Here is a 17054-nt window from a genome sequence, read left to right as displayed (position 1 = left end):
ATTGATGCCGTACAGACTGCCGTGCCCGTCGTAGCTGAGCTGGGTGTGCGTCCACCCACCAACCTTGATCCTCGACGGCTTCTCGAACGCCACACCCGTCTTGTTCGTAATGATGTTGACCCGGTGCAGATCACCAGCGGTCGACGTCACCAACAGCGTGTTGTAATTCAACGTCGCCAACGCTTTCGGCGTGAAACCCAGAGGCTCCTCCGACAGCACCGTCTTCAACCGGCGGCCCGTACCCGACTCGATCTCCGAGTACGTCAACCTGCCATCGGCCAGCACCCCGTACACCGACACGGCGGGCGGGGTCCAGAGCGCGTCGACGATGATCTGCCCGTCCGAGGCCTGCCCCTGGTACCTGTCCGGATAGGCCGAGACCTGCACCCGCTGGCAGACCTCGCCGATCGGCTCGCTCGCCCAGGAGTTGTTCGGATAAAGGCTGATCATCTTGTTCAGGAAGGCATTGGTCGCCCACGTCGGGTCCAGCCGCTGCGACTCGGACCCCCAGGAGTCCTGCTGCTGGAACAGGCCGAGACTGGTGTGGTCGACCTTTTCCGCCACGTTCTGGATGGTCGACTCGACGATGGTGGTGGTGACGGCGATGACCGCGGCGCGCTCGGCCAACCCCCGCGCCTGTACCGCCTGCACCACCTTGCGGGCACAGGACACCCGGTAGGCGGTCATGTAGCCGTCCATAGTGCCGCTGAGCCGGCTGTTGAGGCTGGTGGCCAGCGAGGCGTCCGCGCTGCTCGGTCCGCTCGTGGAGCAGGGAGCCGTCGCGTACGCCGCAGTCATCGACGCGGCCGGGAACTCGTCGCCAACGGCCGGCGCGGGCGAGGCCGCCGCGGCGGATTGGGCGGCAGGAGCGACGCCGACGGCCAGCGCCAGCACGGCACACAGTCCGCCGAGAATTGTTCGTTTCATGCAGATCCCCCAGATCGTCGATTGTTCGCACTGGGGAAGAGCATGATGTCGGTCGTTGTCTCGGCGCTGTTGTCAAGCTGTCCGTACCGCTCCCGCACAACCCCGGCCAGCAGGTCGACCGATCAGCGCCTGACGAGCCTGGTGTGCCAGGTCACCGCCGCCGGGTCGGTGAGCGAGGCGACCTGGTCGATCACCACCCGCAGTCGGGCGGTGTCGTCCGGGGCCGCCCGCCACAGCGGGGCGAAGATCGGATCGAGCCCGTCCGGCGCGCGCCGGAGCAGCGCGGCCACCAACTCGGCAAGCATCGTCCGCTGCCGTTCGTAGCGGCCCCGGAAACCCGACCGCCGCATCACGTACCGCAGGGCGATGCCCTTGAGCAGCGCGCACTGGGCTCGGACCAGCCTCGGCACCACCAGGTCGGCGTCGTAGCGGCGGTGCGGGCCGGGACCGGAGCGCTCCTCCGTCGCGGCCACCGCCGCCGCCACGAACCGGCCGGTCAGCCCGCTTGTGGTCGCCTTCAACGCGACCTGGGCGCGGTGGCTGCCGTCGTAGTCGGCGAGCGGCGCGAGCAGCGGGTCGGCGAGCAGGTCCACAAGCACCTCGGCCAGGTCGGCCGCGGACTCACCGGAGTAGGCGGCGGCCACGTCGGCGCAGAGCGCCGCCCGCTCGTCGGCGTCCGCGAGCAGCGGGCCCAACGTGACGTACCCGCCGTGGATGCCGTCCTCCACATCGTGCACCGAGTACGCGACGTCGTCGGCCCAGTCCATCACCTGCGCCTCCAGACAGCGCCGGTCGCCGGGCGCCCCGGCCCGGATCCAACCGAAGACCGGCGCGTCGTCCGCGTACACCCCGAACTTGCACTGCCCGGGGCGGCGCGGCCACGGGTACTTGCCGATCGCGTCGAGCGACGCGCGGGTCAGGTTGAGGCCCGCCGGCGAGCCGTCCGGGGCGAGCACCTTCGCCTCCAGCCGGGTCAGCACCCGCAATGTCTGCGCGTTGCCCTCGAAGCCACCGCAGGGCGTGGCCAACAGGTCCAGCGCGGACTCGCCATTGTGCCCGAACGGCGGATGCCCCAGGTCGTGAGCGAGCCCGGCGACGTCGACCACGTCCGGGTCGCAGCCCAACCGGGCACCCATCTCCCGGGCGATCTGCGCCACCTCGAGCGAGTGCGTCAGCCGGGTACGCAGGAAGTCGTCAGTCCCGGCGGTGTGCACCTGGGTCTTGGTGGCCAGCCGCCGGAACGCCGCCGAGTGCAGCACCCGGGCACGGTCGCGCTCGTACGGTGAGCGGCGGTGCCCGGTGTCCTTGGGCGCCTCCTCAACCAGCCGCGCATCCGGCTCACTCTTCACGCAGCCGCCGCTGTTCGCGACTGCGGGGCTCGCAAAACCGGCTCACTCCTCGCGCTCACGCAGGACGCAGAACTCGTTGCCCTCCGGGTCGGCGAGCACCGTCCAGTCGACGTCGCCCTGGCCGATGTCGACGTGCCGGGCGCCCATGTCGACGAGCCGCTCGACCTCGGCCTCCCGGTCGGCGGGCCGCAGGTCGAGGTGCAGCCGGTTCTTGCGTTCCTTGCCCTCGGTCACCGGACCGAAGAACAGGGCGGGAGACCGATCCGCGGACTGGCGGATCTCCACGCCGCCCGGCTTCTCGGTGACGATCTGATAGCCGAGCGCCTCGGCCCACCAGCGGGCCAGCCGTGCCGGATCACGGGCATCGACGGTGAGGCTCTCCCAGACGCTTGTCATTCAGTCACCTTTCCCGTTCGACGGCCTACACAATCAGCCGTTTGCGAGCGAGCCAAGGCTACGCCCGTCACGGCCTGTCGACGTGCCCCCGACGCGTCGGCGAATCGTCCACAACCGCCGATCGGCCTGGAGTTGTGAACCGATCGCCCTGGGTTACGGGCTCGCGGGCGGCGGTGGCCACCGGTAGCGTTCCCAGCGCGGAACGTGACGAGCCGACCGACACGCAGATCCCGACCGGTAAGGGAGCAGCTCGTGGACGCAGACACCGTCCTGGGTACGGAGCTACGCGGACTGCGTCGACGCCGACCGGAGGTCGCCGGGACGGTGCTGGCCGGCACCGACGGGTTGCTCATCTCCAGCGACCTGCCCAGCACCGACGCCACCCACCTCGCCGCGCTGGCCGCCGCCAGTTTCGGGCTCGGCCACCGGGTGGCCGACACCGTCCGGCGGGGCGAGTTCCGGGAGTCGGTCGTCTGCACCACTGCCGGCTGCGTGGTGACCTACCCGGCCGGGCGCACCGCCCTGCTGACCCTGGTCACCGCGTCGGCGGTGGAGGATCTGGAGCCCCTGCACGAGGAGGCGCGGGCGGTGGCGCGGCGGACCGGCTCGGTGGTGGACACGCGCACCACCGGTGGCGGCGGTGCCTCCGCGGTTCCGGACGGGCACGCGCCGCTCGCCGTGCGTACCCCGATGGCGACCCTGCCCACCCAGTTGCGCCGCGCGACGCGACCGACCTGGCGGCGCCCACCGATCTGATCGTCGGTGCCGGCGGCGGCCGGGTCGCCCGGTCCGCCGCCGGCCCCCGTCAGCGGCTGTCCGAACCCTGGGTCTGCACCGCCGCCCGGCCGGCCTCCAGCCGGGCCACCGGCACCCGGAACGGCGAGCAGGACACGTAGTCCAGGCCGACCTCGTGGAAGAAGTGCACCGAGTCCGGGTCGCCACCGTGCTCGCCGCAGATCCCGAGCTTCAACCCGGGGCGGGCGCCCCGGCCCTCCTCGGCGGCGATCCGCACCAGCCGGCCGACGCCGTCCCGGTCGATCGACTCGAACGGCGAGATGCCGAAGATGCCCAGCTCCAGGTAGCGCCAGAAGAACGCTCCCTCGACGTCGTCCCGGGAGAAACCCCAGGCCATCTGGGTCAGGTCGTTGGTGCCAAAGGAGAAGAACTGCGCCGCCTCGGCGATCTGGCCGGCGGTCAGCGCGGCGCGGGGCACCTCGATCATCGTGCCGATCAGCACCTCGACGCCGCTGTCCCCGACCACCTCGGCGATGATCTTCTCGGCCTCGGCGCGAACCGTCTCCAGCTCCTGCACGGCACCGACAAGCGGCACCATGATCTCCGGGCGGGCGGTGCCGCCCGCGCGGGTGACCGCGACCGCCGCCTCGGCGATGGCCCGGACCTGCATCGCGAACAGGCCCGGGATGACCAGGCCGAGGCGGACGCCGCGCAGCCCGAGCATCGGGTTCTCCTCGTGCATCCGCCGCACCGCGGCGAGCAACGCCTCCTCCTTGGCGACGTCCTCGCCGCGCTCCTGGGCGACCGCGACGTTCACCGCGAGCTGCTCAAGCGGCGGCAGGAACTCGTGCAGCGGCGGGTCGATCAGCCGGACGGTGACCGGCAGGCCGTCCATCTCGCGGAAGATCTCCTCGAAGTCGGCCCGTTGCAACGGCAGCAGCGCGGCCAGCGCCTCGTCCCGCTCCCCCTCGGCGCGGGCCAGGATCAGGCGCTCGACCAGCTCCCGCCGGTCGCCGAGGAACATGTGCTCGGTGCGACACAGCCCGATGCCCTCCGCGCCGAAGCGCCGGGCCCGGGCCGCGTCCGCGCCGGTGTCGGCGTTCGTGCGGACCGCCAGCCGCCGCTTCCCGTCGGCGTGCGTCATGATCCGGTGTACGGCCCGGACCAGCGCGTTGTCGATGTGCTCGGGGTCGAGGCTGCCCTCGAAGTACTGCACCACCTCCGACGGCATGACCGGGACCTCACCCAGGTACACCTTGCCCGTGGTGCCGTCGATGGACACGACGTCGCCCTCGTTGACGGTCTGCCCGGCCACTGTGAACCGCTTCGCCGGAACGTTCACCTCGATCGCGTCGGCACCGGAGACGCAGGTCTTGCCCATGCCCCGGGCGACCACCGCGGCGTGGCTGGTCTTGCCGCCCCGCGAGGTGAGGATGCCCTTCGCGGCGATCATGCCGTTCAGGTCGTCGGGGTTGGTCTCCCGGCGGACCAGGATCACCGACTTTCCCTCGGCGGCCAGCTCGACGGCCCGCGCGGAGGTGAAGACCACGGTGCCGGACGCCGCGCCGGGAGAGGCGCCGATGCCCGTGGCGACCGCCTCGAACTCATGATCGAGCTGGAAGCGGGGGAACATCAGCTGTGCGAGCTGCGCGCCGTTCACCCGGTGCAACGCCTCGTCCAGGTCGATCAGGCCCTCGTCGACGAGTTGCCCGGCGATGACGAACGCGGCGGCTGCGGTGCGCTTGCCGACCCGGGTCTGCAACATCCACAGCTTGCCGCGCTCGATGGTGAACTCGATGTCGCAGAGGTCCTTGTAGTGTTCCTCCAGCCGGGCCATGATGCCGAGCAACTCGTCGTAGGAGGACTTGTCGAGCTGCTCCAGCTCCTGCAGGGGCACCGTGTTGCGGATGCCGGCGACGACGTCCTCGCCCTGCGCGTTGGCCAGGTAGTCGCCGTAGATGCCCTGCGCACCGCTGCCCGGGTCACGGGTGAACGCGACGCCGGTGCCGGAGTCCGGGCCGAGGTTGCCGAAGACCATCGTCACCACGTTGACAGCGGTGCCGAGGTCGGCCGGGATGCGCTCCTGGCGGCGGTAGAGCACCGCGCGCTCGGCGTTCCACGACTCGAAGACCGCCCGGATGGCGAGGTCGAGCTGTTCACGCGGCTGCTGCGGGAACTCCCGACCGGTGTGCTTCACGAAGATCTTCTTGTACGCGTCGACGAGCCCGCGCAGGTCGTCGGCGTCCAGATCCAGGTCGTTGGCGGTGCCCTTGGCGTGTTTGGCCTCGTCGAGGGCGTGCTCGAACTCCTCGCCGGGTACCTCGCAGACGGTCTTGCCGAACATCTGGATGAGCCGCCGGTAGGAGTCCCAGGCGAACCTGTCGTTGCCTCCGGCCTGCGCGGAGAGGCCGACCACGCTCTGGTCGTTGAGGCCCACGTTGAGGACTGTCTCCATCATGCCGGGCATGGAGAACTTCGCGCCGGAGCGGACGGACACCAGCAGGGGGTCCTGCGGGTCGCCGAGGCGTTTGCCCATCGCGCGCTCCAAGGACTCCAGGTGCGCCTCGATCTGCCCGGCGAGTCCGTCCGGCTCCCGTCCCGTGGCGAGGTACGCCTGGCAGGCCTCGGTGGTGATGGTGAAGCCGGGGGGAACGGGCAGGCCGAGATTGGTCATCTCGGCGAGGTTCGCGCCCTTGCCGCCGAGGAGGTCCTTGAGATCCTTGTTGCCTTCGGAGAAGTCGTAGACGTACTTGTGATCGACGGGTTCTTGCGCTGCCACCAAAGCCTCCACACACGCGCCGGATGGACACTTAACGAAGGTTCAGTTTTTTCCTACCCCGGGACGGACCACCGGTAATCCCGGAGTCGACGCCGATCGGTGGGCGAAGGCTAAACGACCATCAGGTGAGCTGGGACCGTTCGGTGACAATTGGCACAGCCATCACGACTATCCGTGTTCGTACCGTTTTCTGGGAACGCTTCCATGCGCACCAACACGCATCGCCACCGAGCGTCGTACGCTGGATGGCACGCCAACCGGTGAACCTCACTTTTGCCATAACCGACGCGAATACACCCCCGGAGTCGCCGCCGTGTCGACCGCCCCCTTCCCCGGCCCCGCCGCCACCCCCGCCGCCAGCCCGGTGTCGTTGCCGGCGGTGGCACCCGACGCGGCCACGCTGGCCCGCGCGGCCGAGCGGGCCGCGCGCGAGGCGCTCGCCCCACCGGCCCCGCACCGGTTGGCCGACGTGGTGCCAGCTCCCCGGCAGGTCCAGCCGGACCCGACCGGAGACTGGACACTGCGCGCCGAAGCGGTAATCGTGGCCAGCGCCGACCCGGCCGCGCTGGCTGTCGCCGAACAGCTCGCCGAACTGCTGCGCCCGGCCACCGGCTACCCGCTGCCGGTCACCGACGCCGCCGCGCCGGCCCCGGCCGACGGCATCGCGCTGGTGCTGGACCAGACCGCCGCCGACCTCGGCCCGGAGGGCTACCGGCTCGACATCACCACCACCGGGGTACGCGTCACCGCCGGCACCGCCACCGGGCTCTTCCACGGCGTGCAGACACTGCGCCAACTGCTGCCGCCGGCGATCGAGAGCCCGGTCCCGGTCACCGAACGGTGGACGCTGCCCGGCGGGACCATCACCGACGCGCCCCGGTTCCCGTACCGGGGCGTGATGCTCGACGTGGCACGACACTTCTTCGCCGTCGAGGACGTGCTGCGCGTCGTCGACCACCTGGCCCGCTACAAGATCAACCACCTGCATCTGCACCTCACCGACGACCAGGGCTGGCGGATCGCCGTGGACTCCTGGCCGGCACTGAGCGCCGTCGGCGGGGCCACCGAGGTCGGCGGCGGCCCGGGCGGGCACTACACGAAGGCCGACTACCGCCGGATCGTCTCCTACGCGGCCGACCGGCACGTCACGGTCGTACCGGAGATCGATCTGCCCGGGCACACGAACGCGGCGCTCGTCGCGTACCCGGAGCTGGCCCCCGACAAGGTCGCGCCGCCGCCGTACACCGGCACCGAGGTCGGTTTCAGCTACGTCGACCCGACCGACGAGCGGACGTACGACTTCGTGAGCGACGTGCTGCGTGAGGTCGCCGCGCTCACTCCCGGGCCATGGCTGCACATCGGCGGCGACGAGGCGTTCAAGGTCAAGGGCGAGGTCTACACCGGTTTCGTCGAGCGGGTGCAGCGCATCGTCGCCGACCTCGGCAAGACCGTCGTCGGATGGCACCAGCTCGCGCCCGCCGGCCACGTCGACGGGCGGGTCCTGCAGTGGTGGGGCACGGGCGATGGTGCGGACCAGGTGACGGCCGACGCGGTACGTCGTGGCGCGCGGCTGATCGTCTCCCCCGGCAACCGCGCCTACCTGGACATGAAGTACGCGCCGGACACCCCGATCGGGCTCGACTGGGCGGGGCTTGTCGACGTGCGCACCGCGTACGACTGGGATCCCGGCGCCCACGTCGCCGACGTTCCCGACACCGCCGTACTCGGCGTGGAGGCCCCCCTCTGGACCGAGACGGTCACCTCGCTCGCCGAGATCGAGTTCATGCTGCTGCCCCGCCTGCCCGCCATCGCCGAACTCGGCTGGTCACCACGCGCGACCCACGACTGGTCCGGGTTCCGCGACCGGCTGGCCGGACACGGCCCACGCTGGGCCACCGCCGGGATCGCCTTCCACCGCGCGCCCGAGATTCCCTGGCCGGTTGCACCGACCATCCCCGGCCAGCGCCCCGCGACGCCCTGACCTCAGCCTCGGTGCGCCCGTGAGCGCGGTCGGGTCCGGCACGCGAAGCCCGCCGGGACGGCACTGAGCGCTCGGCCGGGGCCAAATCCGCCAGCGAGGTCGGGCACCAGACTGCCCCCGAACGGGCCCGGGCCCGTTCGGGGCAGGCGCTTCGGCACGTCCCGATCGCCGCCGCCCCGGGCCGCCTACCTCTGCGCGCACGTCCTTTGGAGCTGATGCCGCAGACGAATCAGTGGAGCGCCGTCGCACGATCCGACGCCACGCACACCCGCACCACAGGGGGCCTTCCCGGTCCGGCTCGCGTGGTAGAACCGCCGGATGGATCAACGGACCGACCCGCTGACCGGGCTCGACGATGTCCCGTGGGAGTCCCTGCACCACGCGTACGGGCCGGCCGTCGACGTACCGGACCAGTTGCGGGCACTGCGCTCGGCGGAGGTGCCGGTCCGACGTGGTGCGTTGTCCGAGCTGTTCGGCAACGTCTACCACCAGGGCTCGCGGTGGGGGGCGAGCTGTCAGGTGGTGCCGTTTCTGGTGGCGCTCGCCGACGACCAGGACACGCCGGAGAGGGCGGCGGTGGTCGACCTGCTCCGTTCGGTGGTGCTCGGCGACCGGCGCGACGACGAGCTGCCCTTCGATCCGCAGCGGGCCTTCACCGCCGCCGAGGGGGTCACCGACGAGCAGGCGGCGCTCGTGGAACGGCATCTGGAGACCGAAGACCTGTTCGACCACGAGGAGGCCGCGGAGCTGGCCGACAGCGTGGTGGTCCGCTGGGAGGCCGACGCCTTCCATGCCGGAGCCCGATACACCGACAGGTACGTCCGCTGGCTCACCGATCCAGACCGGCAGGTGGCCGGATACGCCGCAGAACTACTCGCCTGGTTCGCCCTCGACGAGGCCGCGTTGGCCGGGCTCATCGCGATCCCGGACGATGACGCCCGCGCCGCCGTCCGCGCCAGCGCCAATCTGGCCCTCGGCCACTGTCGGGGCGGGTCGGAGCGGATCGACGCACGCCTCCGCGAGCTGTTGTCCGCGAATACCGCTGTCGTCCGGGTCACGGCGGCGGTCGGGCTGACGTACCGGCTCGGCGACCTGCTGCCCGACCTGGCCCTCGACGTCCTCACCGACGCCCGTTACTCGGACTTCGACGCCGCCGTACCCGGCTGGGACCGGTCCGTGCGCGGGTTCGTGGCGCTCGCGTTGCACCGAGTCGGCCTCGGCTGACGTGACGACAAACGGGGTTCAGGAAGGGGCGCGTTCCGGGGCGACGGTCGTCCGATCCGGACGTCCGACTGCCGCAAGCATTCACCCCACGGCCGATGCTGTTGCGAGCACCGCCGCGGCACCCTACGCGGCCACCGTGAGACCGCCGCGGCACCCTACGAGGCACCGTGAGACCGCGGTGACACCGCCGACTGGCGGTGATCCGTCCACGACATCAGCTCCAAAGGACGCGAACCAGAGAGCCCGACCTCCACGACGGCACGGCCACGAGCGCCGCCACGAGGAGATGATTCGTTTACAGCATCAGCTCCAAAGCGCGCCAACCAGAGAGCCCGACCGCTCGCGCCACGCCGGCCGGGGCGGGCCACGGCGGGGACCGGAGCACAGCCGCAGCGGGGGGCGAGGCCGCGCGCAGCGTGGCAGGCGCGGTCCGGCGTCAGCCGCCGGAGTCGTCCATCTCGGCGCCCTCGGGGACTGTGTCGTCGTCCCGGCTGGCCAACCAGCCGTCCGGCAGGGCGACCTTGCCCGGCGAGTTGGTGCGCCCGCGCGGCTGGCCCAGCGCGGTCACCGGGAACGGTTCGGTCGGGTCGAGCTTGCCGAGCAGGTCGTCGAGCTGGGCCAGGCTCTCGATCATCGCCAGCGAGCGGCGCAGTTCGCCGCCGACCGGGAAACCCTTCAGGTACCACGCGACGTGCTTGCGGAAGTCGGTACAGCCGTCCCGTTCGCCCCGGGCCGGATTGCGGGCACCCGCCACGAACTGGTCGACGAGCAGCTCGGCGTGCCGCCGCATGGTCACCGCCACCTCGCCCAGGGTCGGCATCCGCCGCTCCGGCCGACCGTTGAAGGCGGCCTCCAGGTCGGCGAAGAGCCAGGGGCGGCCCAGGCAGCCGCGACCGACGACCACGCCGTCCACGCCGGTGTGCGCGATCATCCGCAGCGCGTCGTCGGCCTCCCAGATGTCACCGTTGCCGAGCACCGGCACGTCGAGGGCCTGCTTCAGGGTGGCGATCGCGTCCCAGTCGGCGGTGCCCGAGTAACGCTGCGAGGCCGTGCGCCCGTGCAGGGCCACCGCTGCCACGCCGGCCTCCTGGGCGGCGAGCCCGGCTTCGACGTACGTCAGGTGGTCGTCGTCGATGCCCTTGCGCATCTTGACAGTGACCGGCACCCCGGATGGTGCGGCGGCGTCCACCGCGGCCCGCACCAGTCGGGCGAAGAGCCGGCGCCGCCACGGCAGCGCCGCGCCGCCGCCACGCCTGGTGACCTTGGGGACCGGGCAGCCGAAGTTGAGGTCGATGTGATCGGCCAGGTTGCGCTCGACGACGATCCGCACGGCGGCGGCGGTGATCTCCGGGTCGGTGCCGTAGAGCTGGAGGCTGCGCGGCTTCTCGTCGTCACCGAAGGCGATCATGCGCAGCGTCTTCGGGTTCCGCTCGATAAGTGCCCGGGTGGTGATCATCTCGCAGACGTAGATCCCGCCGCCCTGTTCACGGCAGAGCCGCCGGAAACCGACGTTCGTGATGCCGGCCATCGGCGCGAGCACCACCGGCGGCCACACCTGGTACGGCCCGAGAGTCAACGGCCGCAGCACGGGCATGGTCGAGGCAGTCACCGCACAAGTGTACGGGGCCCCGACCGGCGCTCATCGCGTCGGCCGAGGCCCCGTGCGCAGCGTCTCAGCAGCCGGGGAGGCGCTCGATCAGGTAGCGCTCGACCTGGTCCAGGGAGACCCGCTCCTGGGCCATGGTGTCCCTGTTGCGGACCGTCACGGCGTTGTCGTCCAGGGTGTCGAAGTCGACTGTCACGCAGAACGGGGTGCCGATCTCGTCCTGCCGGCGGTAGCGGCGGCCGATCGCCTGCGAGTCGTCGAACTCCACCACCCAACGCTTACGCAGCAGCGTGGCGAGGTCCTTCGCCTTGGGCGACAGCGCCTCGTTGCGGGACAGCGGCAGCACCGCCACCTTGACCGGGGCGAGCCGCGGGTCGAACCGCATGACGGTGCGCTTGTCCACGCCGCCCTTGGTGTTCGGCGCCTCGTCCTCGTCGTACGCCTCCAGCAGGAAGGCGAGCACCGCGCGGGTCAGACCGGCGGCCGGCTCGATGACGTACGGCATCCAGCGCTCACTCTTGGTCTGGTCGAAGTACGACAGGTCGACGCCGGAGTGCTTGCTGTGCGTGGAGAGGTCGAAGTCGGTGCGGTTGGCCACACCCTCCAGCTCGGCGAACTCGGTGCCGCCGAACTGGAAGCGGTACTCGATGTCGACGGTCCGCTTCGAGTAGTGCGACAGCTTCTCCTTGGGGTGCTCGTACAGGCGCAGGTTGTCCGCCGACAGGCCGAGATCGAGGTACCAGTTCCAACGCTCCTGGAGCCAGTACTCGTGCCACTGCTCGTCGGTGCCCGGCTCGACGAAGAACTCCATCTCCATCTGCTCGAACTCGCGGGTCCGGAAGATGAAGTTGCCCGGGGTGATCTCGTTGCGGAACGACTTGCCAGTCTGCGCGATGCCGAACGGCGGCTTCTTGCGGGCGACAGTCTCCACGTTCTTGTAGTTGACGAAGATGCCCTGCGCGGTCTCCGGGCGCAGGTAGTGCAGCCCCTCGTCGCTCTCCACCGGGCCCAGGTAGGTCTTCATCAGGCCGTTGAACATCTTCGGCTCGGTGAAGGTGCCCTTGTTGCCGCAGTTGGGGCAGTTCAGCTCGGCGAGGGAGGTGAGCGGCTTGCCGTGCTTCTCGGCGTACGCCTCCTCCAGGTGGTCGGCCCGGAACCGCTTGTGGCAGAACTGGCACTCGGTGAGCGGGTCGACGAACTCGGCGATGTGGCCGGACGCCTCCCACACCTTGCGGGCCAGGATCACCGCGGAGTCGAGGCCGACGACGTCGTCACGCTGCTGGACCATGGTCTTCCACCACTGCCGGCGGACGTTCTCCTTGAGCTCCACGCCGAGCGGACCGTAGTCCCACGCCGATCGGGTGCCCCCGTAGATCTCGCTGGAGGGGAAGACGAAGCCTCGACGCTTGGCGAGGCTGACGACGGCGTCGATACGGTCGGCTGGCATGTTTCCTCCTACGCCGGCTGGCGGTCGGCGGGGGCAGATGTGGATGGATCGGTCGGTTCGGGACCACGGTACGACCACCGCGGCCCTGAGCCCAGCAGAATACCGGGGGCGGGTCAGTTGACCCCGCAGACCTCCACGCCGCCGGTCTGACCGTCCCGACCCAGGCTCACCTGCTGCTGTTCCCGATCGCCACCGGAGAGCGTCACGTCCACCGGCACTGTCAGGTTGATGGTGTCGACCTCACCGAGCCGGAACCCGGTGACCTGCGGCTCGGCGGCGGCTCGCCGTTCGAACTCGGGCCGGGACTCGCGCCGCTGCGCGTCGTCGCAGAGCTGCTCGTACGCCCGCCCGTAGTCCCGCTCGACAAGCGCCTGGTAGTAGTCGCCGGTCACGGTGCGGGCCTGTTCCCCGATGGCCTGCACGCCGGTGACGGCCAGGCCGATGACGGCGCTGCCGCCCCCGCCACAGCAGAGCACCACGGCGAGCGCGCCGATGCCGAGGCCGATCCAGAGCCGGGTCCGGCGGCCCTCGGTGGGGGGCGCGGCGAACGGCGGAGCCACGCCGGGACCGGGTGGCGGGGCGGGTGCGGTCATAGGAGCAGCGTAGTGTCCGGCGGCTCAGCGGTAAGGACCCGCAGCCCGATCACTCTCGGCGATGACCACGGCCCCGCCGGGGGCGGCGGTGGCCAGCGCCTCGTAGGCGGAGGGTTCGTCGACCGACTCGGCGAGCAGCGGCACGGCGCTGACCTTGACCTCGAAGGCTCCGAGTGCCCGACGGTAGGTGCCGACCGACTCCCATTCGGTGACGAGTGACCAGTACCGGGGGTCGTCGAGCGCCCGGACCAGTTGACCGCGTAGGTAGCCGGGGCAGGCGGCCAGTGCGGTGAGGGCGGCGTGCGCCCGTTCGGTGAAGTCGTCGGCGACATCGACGTCGACCACGAACCGGTTGGTCACCAGCAACGGGGGTGCCTCCTCGTAGAGTCTGTGGGATGCAGCGTACGCAGCGCCCTCTGTTGGCCCGGTTGGCCGGGGCCAACCCGACGTCGGTGTTCCTGCTCACCCTGGTGGTGGTGCTTGTGGCGTTCTTCACGCCCGGGGTGATCGGTGGGCTGCTGACGCTCGCGCTCGCCGCCGCCCTGATCGCCCTGTTGGCGACGACCTGGGCGGTTCAGGCGCCGCAGACCCGGCTGATTCGGCTGGTGATGCTCACCCTGCTGGTGACGGTGGGCCTCGCGAAGCTGCTCTGACATGCAATCATGCGTTGTTGACAATCATTATCGTTGCCACGGACAGTTGGCGACATGAGTCACCGCACCACGATCCGTGTCCTGGCCGCCGCTACCGCAGTGCTCGCCCTCGCCGCCGGGGCCGGCTGTGCCAGCAGCGCCGGCGGCGCCGACCCCCAACGGGTCGACGTGGTGGCCGCGTTCTACCCCCTCCAGTTCCTGGCCGAGCGGATCGGCGGCGACGCGGTCCGGGTGACCAACCTGGCCAAGCCCGGCGCTGAACCGCACGACCTGGAACTCAACCCCAGTCAGGTCGGCCAGGTCAGCGAGGCCGAGCTGATCGTCTACCTGAAGGGTTTCCAGCCGGCGGTGGACGACGCCGTCGCCCAGAACGGCGGCGACCGGGCGTTCGACGTGACGAGCGTGCAGCCGCTGTTGGACGCGTCCGCCGGTGGGCACAACCACGACGGCGAAGAGGGACACGCCGACGAGAGCGGCGGCAAGGACCCGCACGTCTGGCTCGACCCGACCCGGCTGGCCGGCATCGGCGACCAGCTCGCCCAGCGGCTCGGCAAGGCCGACGCGGCGCACGCCGCCGACTACACAGCGCGGGCGGAGGCGCTGCGCGCCGACCTGACGGCCCTGGACGGCGAGTTCAAGAACGGCCTGGCGACCTGCCAACGGCGGGAGATCGTGACCAGCCACGCCGCGTTCGGCTACCTCGCCGACCGTTACCAGCTCGACCAGGTCGGCATCACCGGGCTGAGCCCCGACGTCGAGCCCGCACCGCAACGACTCGCGGACACGATCGAGGAGGCGAAGGAGCACCACGCCACCACGATCTTCTTCGAGACCCTGGTCAGCCCGAAGGTCGCCGAAACCATCGCCGGTCAGGTCGGCGCGAAGACCGCCGTTCTGGACCCGATCGAAGGACTCGCCGCCGGCAGCGACGGGGACTACCTTTCGGTGATGCGTACCAACCTGCGGACCCTGCAGACGGCCCTGGGCTGCTCGTGAGCACACCTGTCATCGCCGTCGAGCACGGGGTGGTCGGCTACGACGGCCGCCCGGTGCTCCGGGACGTCTCACTCACCGTCACCGCCGGTGAGGTGGTCGCCATACTCGGGGCCAACGGCTCCGGCAAGTCCACCCTGATCCGCGCCGTGCTCGGGCTGGTGCCGCTCAGCGCCGGCTCGGTAACCCTCTTCGACCGGCCGTTGCGCCGGTTCCGGCAGTGGGCCCGCATCGGGTACGTCCCGCAGCGCCTGGGCGCCGGCGGCGGCGTACCGGCCACCGTCCGTGAGGTGGTGGCCTCCGGTCGGCTGGCCCGCCGGGGGGTGCTCCGCCCGCCGGGTCGCGCCGACCGCGCCGCCGTCGACGCCGCGTTGCTGGCGGTCGGGCTCGCCGACCGGGCCGGCGACCCGGTGGCCACGCTCTCCGGTGGCCAGCAGCAGCGCACCCTGATCGCCCGCGCCCTGGCCGGTCAACCGGAGCTGCTGGTCCTCGACGAACCCACCGCCGGGGTGGACGCGGCCAGTCAGGAAGCATTCGCCAGCGCGCTGCGCGACTTCGTCGCCGACGGCGGGACGGTGCTGCTCGTCGCCCACGAGCTGGGCCCACTGCGACCGGTGATCAGCCGGGCGGTGGTCGTCCACGAGGGTCGCATCGCGCACGACGGCGCGGTGCCGGACCCGGCCGGCCATCACGCGGAGCCCGACCACGACCACGTGCACCCGCACTGCTATGACGAGCCCGCCGGGCTGTGGAGCAACTGACCCATGGGACTCTTCCAGTACTCCTACATGCAGCACGCCCTGATCGGCGCACTGGTGATCGGCCTGGCCGCGCCGGCGCTCGGCATCTACCTGGTGCAGCGCCGACTGGCGTTGATCGGCGACGGGGTCGGGCACGTCGCGCTTACCGGCGTCGGGGCCGGCCTGCTGCTCAACCGCTCGCCGGTGCTTGTCGCGGTGCTCGTCGCCACCGCTGGCGCGATCGCCATCGAGGTGGTCCGGGCCCGTGGGCGTACCTCCGGTGACCTGGCCCTGGCCCTGCTCTTCTACGGCGGCATCGCGGGCGGCGTGCTGCTGGTCGGGCTCTCCGACGCGACAAGCGCGAACCTCAACGCCTACCTGTTCGGGTCACTGATCACCACCTCCCGCGCCGACGTGATCACCATCGCGGTGCTCGGCGCGGCGATCCTGGTCACGATGATCGCGCTGCGCCCGGCGCTCTTCGCGGTCAGCCACGACGAGGAGTACGCCCGGGTCTCCGGCCTGCCGGTCCGCACGCTGAACCTGCTGATCGCGGTCTCCACAGCGGTCACCGTGACCATCGCGATGCGGGCCGTCGGGGTGCTGCTGATCAGCGCGCTGATGGTGGTGCCGGTCGCCACCGCCCAACAGATCACCCGCGGTTTCCGCAGCACCATGACGGCCGCGATGGCACTCGGGCTCTTCGCCGCCGGCTCCGGCATCTGGGTGGCGGCTACCGCGGACACCGCGCCGGGCGCCTCGGTGGTGCTTGTGGCGATCGCCTCCTTCCTGGTGGTCGCCGTTGCCGGCGGGGTCTGGCGGAAGCTGCGCCAGCGGTCGACGCCTGTCGCAGCGTCAACGGCGGAACCCCACGAGGTAGTGCTGGGTCGATCCTGAGCGGGGAGATGACGGTGGTATTGGTTACCGTTGCGGGATGACCAGCGCGACGGGCTATGAGGGGTTCGACGGGGCCAGCGAGTTGCTCCGCGCCCTGTCGGCGCCGATCCGGTTGGCCATCGTCAGCGAGCTGGCAAGCGGTGAGCGGTGCGTACACGAACTGGTGGACAAGCTCGGGGCCGCGCAACCGCTGGTCTCCCAGCACCTGCGGGTGCTGCGCGGCGCAGGGGTGGTACGGGGTTCCCGCCGTGGCCGGGAGATCGCCTACAGCCTGGTCGACGAGCACGTCGCGCATATCGTGGCGGACGCGGTCAGCCACGCCGGGGAGGGATCATGAGCGAGAGCGGCGCCGCGGTGCGCAACACCCGCCAGCGCTCGGCGGTCAGCGCGCTGCTTGGCGAGATGGAGGGCTTCCACAGCGCCCAGGACCTGCACGCCATGCTGCGTCAGCGCGGCGAGCGGGTGGGCCTGACCACCGTCTACCGCACCCTGCAGGGGCTGGCCGACGCCGGCGAGATCGACGTGATGCGCCCGCCGGGCGGCGAGCACCTCTACCGCAGGTGCAGCGAGGGGCACCACCACCACCTGGTCTGCCGGGTCTGCGGCAACACCGTGGAGGTGGCCGGGCCGGCGGTGGAGAGCTGGGCCGACCGGGTCGCCGCGCAGCACGGTTATGCCGACGTCAGCCACACAGTGGAAATCTTCGGCACCTGCCCCGCCTGCGTCCGCTGACG

General features: G+C 71.1%; 16 protein-coding genes and 1 pseudogene. 9 read left to right on the top strand and 8 right to left on the bottom strand.

Annotation, left to right across the window (positions count from 1 at the left end; all coding sequences use genetic code 11):
- The 3 genes and pseudogenes from AB0B85_RS23500 to AB0B85_RS23490 all read right to left on the bottom strand — a co-directional run.
- Positions 1–927 (bottom strand): annotated as a pseudogene (locus tag AB0B85_RS23500) (hypothetical protein); the annotation flags it as partial.
- 122 nt (positions 928–1049) lie between these two features.
- Positions 1050–2276, bottom strand: coding sequence for a deoxyguanosinetriphosphate triphosphohydrolase (locus AB0B85_RS23495; protein ID WP_357410665.1), 1227 nt, complete (start codon positions 2274–2276; stop codon positions 1050–1052).
- Between the two features lie 42 nt (positions 2277–2318).
- Positions 2319–2672, bottom strand: coding sequence for a VOC family protein (locus AB0B85_RS23490; RefSeq protein WP_357410663.1), 354 nt, complete (start codon positions 2670–2672; stop codon positions 2319–2321).
- A gap of 252 nt (positions 2673–2924) precedes the next feature.
- Here AB0B85_RS23490 and AB0B85_RS23485 point away from each other — a divergent pair, with 252 nt between their 5' ends.
- Complete coding sequence (locus AB0B85_RS23485; RefSeq protein WP_357410661.1) at positions 2925–3428, top strand: roadblock/LC7 domain-containing protein; 504 nt, start codon at positions 2925–2927, stop codon at positions 3426–3428.
- 49 nt (positions 3429–3477) lie between these two features.
- On the opposite strand, the gene ppdK is transcribed toward AB0B85_RS23485, so the two are convergent.
- Positions 3478–6186 (bottom strand): pyruvate, phosphate dikinase, encoded by a 2709-nt coding sequence (ppdK, locus tag AB0B85_RS23480; RefSeq protein ID WP_357410659.1) that lies wholly within the window; start codon positions 6184–6186, stop codon positions 3478–3480.
- 313 nt (positions 6187–6499) lie between these two features.
- Here ppdK and AB0B85_RS23475 point away from each other — a divergent pair, with 313 nt between their 5' ends.
- Both AB0B85_RS23475 and AB0B85_RS23470 read left to right on the top strand, forming a co-directional pair.
- Positions 6500–8167 carry a beta-N-acetylhexosaminidase gene (locus AB0B85_RS23475; RefSeq protein ID WP_357410656.1) on the top strand — a complete coding sequence of 556 codons (1668 nt, stop codon included), beginning with the start codon at positions 6500–6502 and terminating at the stop codon, positions 8165–8167.
- A gap of 318 nt (positions 8168–8485) precedes the next feature.
- Positions 8486–9391 (top strand): hypothetical protein, encoded by a 906-nt coding sequence (locus tag AB0B85_RS23470; RefSeq protein ID WP_357410654.1) that lies wholly within the window; start codon positions 8486–8488, stop codon positions 9389–9391.
- A gap of 436 nt (positions 9392–9827) precedes the next feature.
- On the opposite strand, the gene dusB is transcribed toward AB0B85_RS23470, so the two are convergent.
- The 4 genes from dusB to AB0B85_RS23450 all read right to left on the bottom strand — a co-directional run bounded on the left by dusB (position 9828) and on the right by AB0B85_RS23450 (position 13403).
- Positions 9828–10985 carry a tRNA dihydrouridine synthase DusB gene (gene dusB / locus AB0B85_RS23465; RefSeq protein ID WP_357410708.1) on the bottom strand — a complete coding sequence of 386 codons (1158 nt, stop codon included), beginning with the start codon at positions 10983–10985 and terminating at the stop codon, positions 9828–9830.
- A gap of 79 nt (positions 10986–11064) precedes the next feature.
- The gene (locus AB0B85_RS23460; RefSeq protein ID WP_357410652.1) at positions 11065–12444 is read right to left on the bottom strand and encodes a glycine--tRNA ligase; all 1380 of its coding nucleotides are present in this window, start codon (positions 12442–12444) and stop codon (positions 11065–11067) included.
- A gap of 113 nt (positions 12445–12557) precedes the next feature.
- Entirely contained in the window at positions 12558–13037 is a 480-nt protein-coding gene (locus AB0B85_RS23455; RefSeq protein WP_357410649.1) for a hypothetical protein, read from the bottom strand.
- A 24-nt stretch (positions 13038–13061) separates the two neighbouring features.
- Positions 13062–13403 (bottom strand): antibiotic biosynthesis monooxygenase, encoded by a 342-nt coding sequence (locus AB0B85_RS23450; protein ID WP_357410647.1) that lies wholly within the window; start codon positions 13401–13403, stop codon positions 13062–13064.
- A 29-nt stretch (positions 13404–13432) separates the two neighbouring features.
- On the opposite strand from AB0B85_RS23450, the gene AB0B85_RS23445 reads away from it, so the two are divergent.
- The 6 genes from AB0B85_RS23445 to AB0B85_RS23420 are packed head-to-tail and all read left to right on the top strand — an operon-like array spanning position 13433 to position 17052.
- The gene (locus tag AB0B85_RS23445; protein ID WP_357410645.1) at positions 13433–13690 is read left to right on the top strand and encodes a hypothetical protein; all 258 of its coding nucleotides are present in this window, start codon (positions 13433–13435) and stop codon (positions 13688–13690) included.
- 54 nt (positions 13691–13744) lie between these two features.
- On the top strand, positions 13745–14686 hold the full coding sequence (locus tag AB0B85_RS23440) for a metal ABC transporter substrate-binding protein (protein WP_357410643.1): 942 nt from the start codon (positions 13745–13747) through the stop codon (positions 14684–14686).
- The gene (locus tag AB0B85_RS23435) at positions 14683–15444 is read left to right on the top strand and encodes a metal ABC transporter ATP-binding protein (protein WP_357410641.1); all 762 of its coding nucleotides are present in this window, start codon (positions 14683–14685) and stop codon (positions 15442–15444) included. The genes AB0B85_RS23440 and AB0B85_RS23435 overlap by 4 nt, the downstream gene beginning before the upstream one ends.
- 3 nt (positions 15445–15447) lie before the next feature.
- On the top strand, positions 15448–16320 hold the full coding sequence (locus AB0B85_RS23430; protein ID WP_357410639.1) for a metal ABC transporter permease: 873 nt from the start codon (positions 15448–15450) through the stop codon (positions 16318–16320).
- Between the two features lie 37 nt (positions 16321–16357).
- Positions 16358–16657 carry a metalloregulator ArsR/SmtB family transcription factor gene (locus tag AB0B85_RS23425; protein ID WP_355030824.1) on the top strand — a complete coding sequence of 100 codons (300 nt, stop codon included), beginning with the start codon at positions 16358–16360 and terminating at the stop codon, positions 16655–16657.
- Positions 16654–17052 (top strand): Fur family transcriptional regulator, encoded by a 399-nt coding sequence (locus AB0B85_RS23420; RefSeq protein ID WP_357410637.1) that lies wholly within the window; start codon positions 16654–16656, stop codon positions 17050–17052. The genes AB0B85_RS23425 and AB0B85_RS23420 overlap by 4 nt, the downstream gene beginning before the upstream one ends.
- Positions 17053–17054 lie beyond the last annotated feature (2 nt).

Origin of the sequence: Micromonospora sp. NPDC049044 (assembly GCF_040649215.1) — a bacterium.
Lineage (GTDB): Bacteria > Actinomycetota > Actinomycetes > Mycobacteriales > Micromonosporaceae > Micromonospora.
Note: the sequence above shows the minus strand (reverse complement) of the source record. Positions and strands in the feature narration are given on the sequence as shown.